At 65.7% G+C, this 4,505-nt stretch carries 4 protein-coding genes; all 4 read left to right on the top strand.

Translation table 11 applies throughout. The features are described 5' to 3' along the window. Positions 1-60 precede the first annotated feature (60 nt). The 4 genes from G205_RS20160 to G205_RS23315 all read left to right on the top strand — a co-directional run bounded on the left by G205_RS20160 (position 61) and on the right by G205_RS23315 (position 4,180). Entirely contained in the window at positions 61-1,065 is a 1,005-nt protein-coding gene (locus G205_RS20160; RefSeq protein ID WP_009359651.1) for a LacI family DNA-binding transcriptional regulator, read from the top strand. 90 nt (positions 1,066-1,155) lie between these two features. Next, positions 1,156-3,378, top strand: a complete 2,223-nt coding sequence (locus tag G205_RS20155; RefSeq protein WP_235047118.1) for a glycoside hydrolase family 2 TIM barrel-domain containing protein — start codon at positions 1,156-1,158, stop codon at positions 3,376-3,378. Continuing rightward, a complete protein-coding gene (locus tag G205_RS23320) occupies positions 3,375-3,524 on the top strand; it encodes a hypothetical protein (protein WP_235047117.1) in 150 nt (49 codons plus the stop codon). Before G205_RS20155 ends, G205_RS23320 begins: the two co-directional genes overlap by 4 nt. Further along, complete coding sequence (locus G205_RS23315; RefSeq protein WP_235047115.1) at positions 3,506-4,180, top strand: beta-galactosidase small subunit-related protein; 675 nt, start codon at positions 3,506-3,508, stop codon at positions 4,178-4,180. Before G205_RS23320 ends, G205_RS23315 begins: the two co-directional genes overlap by 19 nt. The last annotated feature ends 325 nt before the right edge of the window (positions 4,181-4,505 follow it).

The raw sequence follows: 4,505 nt of genomic DNA, 5'->3' as shown, positions 1-4,505 counted from the left end.
AGGCACTGGTACCTAGGGCCGCCGCCGGATTGCTGCCTGCCTGGCACCTAGACTCGGTTCATGACCCGTTCAGCAGATGCTCCCGGCCGGCGCGCCACCATCCTGGATGTCGCGGCTGCTGCAGGTGTCTCCCGCCAGACCGTTACCCGGGCCATGAATGACATGCCCGGCATCAGTGCGGCCACCCGTGAGCGGGTGCAGAAATGCGCTGTGGAGTTGGGCTACTCCCCAAGCCGGTTCGCAAAAGGGCTTGTCCAAGGCGCTCGGACCTCGGTAGGCCTGGCGATCCCGGACCTGACCAACCCCTACTTCCCTGCTTTCGCGTCAAGCGTGGTGGAAGCGGCCACGCAGCGGGGCTGGAACGTCGTCGTGGATGATTACGGGCACGGGACAGGCAGTGGCCTCGACGCCGTGAGCCGGCTGGCACCCCAGGTTGACGCCTTGATCGGGTACTTGGGGGAACATGCGGCCGAGGCGCAGTCCCTCATGGGCAGTCGGCCCGTGGTGGGCCTGGACTGCCCGGGCGGCAGTTCCGCCGGCAGTATCGGATTCGACTACCCCTACGCGGCCGGGCTCGCCCTGGACCATCTGGCCAGCACTGGCCGACACAAGGTGGCCTTCCTCGACTCGGACCAGGGCGGTCCGGCCGGGAGCCGTGGGGCTGCTGTTGCCGCGGCTGCTGCAGCAGCGGGTATCCCGCTGGCAAGGATCCATGCTTCCCCGTCCGCAACGGCCGCGCGGGACGCAATTGGGGGTCTGCTGGAGAAAGAGCCCGGACTGGATGCGCTGCTGGCGTTCAATGACGTCATGGCGGCGGGTGTACTGAAGGCTCTTCACAGTGCAGGAAGGTCTGTCCCTGGAGACTGTGCCGTGATCGGCATGGATGGCATTCCGCTGGGCGAACTCCTCACTCCCGAGCTGACCACCCTCGCCCTTGACCTGCGTGCGGTGGGACGGGCCGCCGTCGACCTCGTGGAAGCCCTGCTCTCCGGTGCGGTGGAGCCCGGCAGTCCCGCTGCTTCGCTGACCCTCCGGCACGAACTCATCGTCCGTCAATCTGCCTGAGAGCCTATTCAAGGGGCGCGGCAACGGTTACGCTTGTTGAGATTCGTGAACGTTCACGTAGTACGGCCCGCCTATCACGCAAGGAATACCATGCCAGCCCAGCCCCCCTTCACAACAGCAGGAAATACCCTGACGTTCGGCACCGCGCAGGGGTCGGAAAGTCTCGACGTGGGGGCAGCGGCCGTACGGGAGCTGTCGTCGGTGAAACCCGGGCGGGGTTCGCTCCCGGCACGCGCCTACCTTTCCAGCAGCGCGCCCAAGCTCTCCCTGAATGGTGAATGGCACTTCCGGTTGAGCCCCGGAATCCGCTCTGCGCCGGCCGCCGGCTGGCAGTTGGGCGAAGACCTTGGCGGCTTCACCACCCTGCCCGTCCCGTCCAGCTGGCCGATGCATGGCCATGGTGCGCCCGCCTACACCAACGTCCAGTTCCCCTTCGCCGTCGAACCGCCGCACGTTCCTGAGGCAAACCCCATCGGGGACCACCTACGGACCTTCGAGGCCGGACCCGCGTTCATGCCCCATGCTGTGCTGCGGTTCGACGGGATAGAGTCAGCCGCAACCATCTGGCTGAATGGGATAGAGCTGGGAACCACCCGCGGGAGCAGGCTGCCCCACGAGTTCGATGTCTCGGGCATCCTGGTGGAAGGGACCAACACGCTTGCCGTCAGGGTGGCCCAGTTCTCGGCCGCCAGCTACGTCGAAGACCAGGACATGTGGTGGCTCCCGGGAATCTTCCGTGATGTCACACTCCAGGCCCGGCCCGCGGATGGCATCGATGACGTGTTCGTCCATGCCGGCTACGACCACGAAAACCGCGAAGGCGTGTTTCGCGTCGAGGCGAGCCGGGGCGATCAGGGGATTGACGCCGTCGTACGCGTTCCCGAATTGGGTCTGGAACTGCCGGCTGGAACGGATGTGCGTATACCCGGAGTCGAACCCTGGTCGGCTGAGCTGCCCAAACTCTACGAAGCATCGGTCAGCACTCCGGGCGAAACTGTCCGCCTGCAGCTGGGCTTCCGCAGCATCGCTATTGAGGATGCCCAGTTCAAGGTCAACGGCCGGCGCATCCTCCTGCGGGGTGTCAACCGCCACGAACATCACCCCCGCCTGGGCCGCGTTGTTCCCCAGGATGTGGTGGAGGCCGAGCTGCGGTTGATGAAGCAGCACAATATCAACGCCATCCGCACGTCCCACTACCCGCCGCACCCCGAATTCCTGGCGCTTGCCGACCGACTGGGCTTCTATGTAGTCCTTGAATGCGACCTGGAAACGCACGGGTTCGAGAGTGCAGGCTGGGCGCAGAACCCGAGTGACGATCCGCAATGGGAACCCGCGCTGCTGGACAGGATGCAGCGAACGGTGGAACGGGACAAGAACCATCCGTCCGTCATCATGTGGTCCCTCGGCAACGAGGCCGGAACCGGCAGGAACCTTGCCGCCATGTCGCGCTGGACCAAGGACCGCGACCCCTCCCGCCCCATCCACTACGAGGGGGACTGGTCCTCGCCCTACGTGGACGTCTACTCGCGCATGTACGCAAGCCAGGATGAAACGGCGCTGATCGGACAGGGTATCGAACCGCCCCTCGAGGACGCGGTCTTGGACGCCCGGCGCCGGGCTATGCCCTTTGTGCTGTGCGAATACGTGCACGCCATGGGGAACGGCCCCGGCGGCATGAGCGAGTACCAGGAGCTCTTCGAGCGGTATCCGCGCTTGATGGGTGGTTTCGTGTGGGAGTGGCTGGAGCACGGCATCACCTTGAACTCTGCTGACGGCAGTGAGTACTTCGGCTACGGCGGTGATTTCGGTGAGGAAATTCACGACGGCAACTTCGTCACGGATGGCCTGGTGGACGCGGACCGCAAACCACGGCCGGGACTACTGGACTTCAAGAAGGTCATCGAGCCGCTCAGGCTTGAGGTGGCCGATGACTGGTCCGGGTTCCGGATCCGCAACCTGCAGGACTTCGCCGACACCTCCGCGTATGAGTTCCGCTACACGGTGGAGTCCGACGGCGGCCTGCTGGACGCCGGACCGGTGCAGTTCGCGCCGTTGCCGCCACAGTCCGAAACGGCGGTTCCCCTGCCCACCGCCGTCGCGGACAGCGCCGCTGAGCTTGCACGTGCCGGACAGGCGGCGGTACTGACGGTTCGCGCCGTTCTTGCGGCCGATTCTTCCTGGCTGCCGCCGGCCACGAAATCGCATGGGGCCAGTCCGTCCTGCTTCCCAGTGCTGTTGAGACTGCAACGACCGAACGTGTGCTGGTTTCGGACGATGAGCTGCGGCTGGGGCCGGCACGGTTCAGCCGGATGACCGGAATGCCCACCTTCCTGGGAGACGTGCCGGTGGAAAAGCTGGGGCTGGTGCTGTGGTGGGCGCCCACCGACAACGACCTGGGCAGGGAATGGGGCGGCGCGGACCCGCGCCCGCTCGCCACCCAGTGGAAGGACGCCGGCTGAACCGGCTGCACACCAGGCTCGTCGGCATCAGATCCGAGGTTACGTCCGACGGCGGTGAGCGGCTCACGGTCCGTACCCGGGTGGGTGCCGCGGACAAGCAGTTCGGAGTCCAGGTGGAGTACTGCTGGACCAGCGACGGCGCCTCCCTGGCTCTCCACACGCACGTCCGCCCGGAAGGGACCTGGGACAACGCCGGCTTTGAGGTGGAATGGGCCCGCATCGGACTGGAGCTTGTCCTCGCTGGAGAGACGTCAGCAGTGAGCTGGTTCGGGAAGGGCCCGCACCAGAGTTATCCGGACACCGGCCAAGGGGCCCGTACCGGATGGTTCTCCCTTCCGCTCGCCGACTTGGACGTGGACTATGTCCGCCCCCAGGAATCAGGGGCGCGCTCAGGGGTGCGTACTGCCTCCCTGGACGTTGCCGGAAGCCCGCTGGAGATTACGGGCGAGCCTTTTGCCCTCACAGTCCGGCCCTACAGCATGGCAGTCCTTGACGCGGCGGCCCACCGGCCAGAGCTTGCGGCGGATGGCAGGTCATACGTGTACCTCGACCATGTGCAACGGGGCGTGGGCACCGCGGCCTGCGGGCCAGGGGTCTTGGAGCCGTACCGGTTGAAGCCCCGGCCGGCAGAGTTCACCCTCGTCTTCCGGATGTGAGGGGACCCCCGATGTGAGCCACCCCATAATTGCCCACCGCCCACGGTTCAGTACGGCTTGCCCTTCTGCTTGACCCCGGGATCCCCGCCATTACGGGGATTCCGGGGGGCCCGAACCCTCAAACAGGGGCGATTTGCAGTGGGGTCCGGCGACGTGTATTGTTTTCTGAGTCGCCGCCGCTGAAGCGGAAAAATAGCGGCCAAACCCCTTCAAAACAGCCTGGAAAATGGCCCGCTCGCTAGCGTGCCTTGACCCGGTGGGGGCTGATCACGAATGCTGCAGCTGCTGAAAAGCGGATTTGCAAAGTATTCGGCGGTCGGGTAAG

The organism is Arthrobacter nitrophenolicus, assembly GCF_000332815.1.
Taxonomy (GTDB): Bacteria; Actinomycetota; Actinomycetes; order Actinomycetales; family Micrococcaceae; genus Arthrobacter; species Arthrobacter nitrophenolicus.
The sequence above is the reverse complement of the archived record's forward strand: the minus strand, read 5'-3'. Positions and strand labels throughout refer to the sequence as shown.

Coding starts and splice junctions, on each gene's coding strand:
- G205_RS20160 (WP_009359651.1), top strand. CDS start 61: ATGACCCGTTCAGCAGATGCTCCCGGCCGGCGCGCCACCATCCTGGAT.
- G205_RS20155 (WP_235047118.1), top strand. CDS start 1,156: ATGCCAGCCCAGCCCCCCTTCACAACAGCAGGAAATACCCTGACGTTC.
- G205_RS23320 (WP_235047117.1), top strand. CDS start 3,375: ATGACCGGAATGCCCACCTTCCTGGGAGACGTGCCGGTGGAAAAGCTG.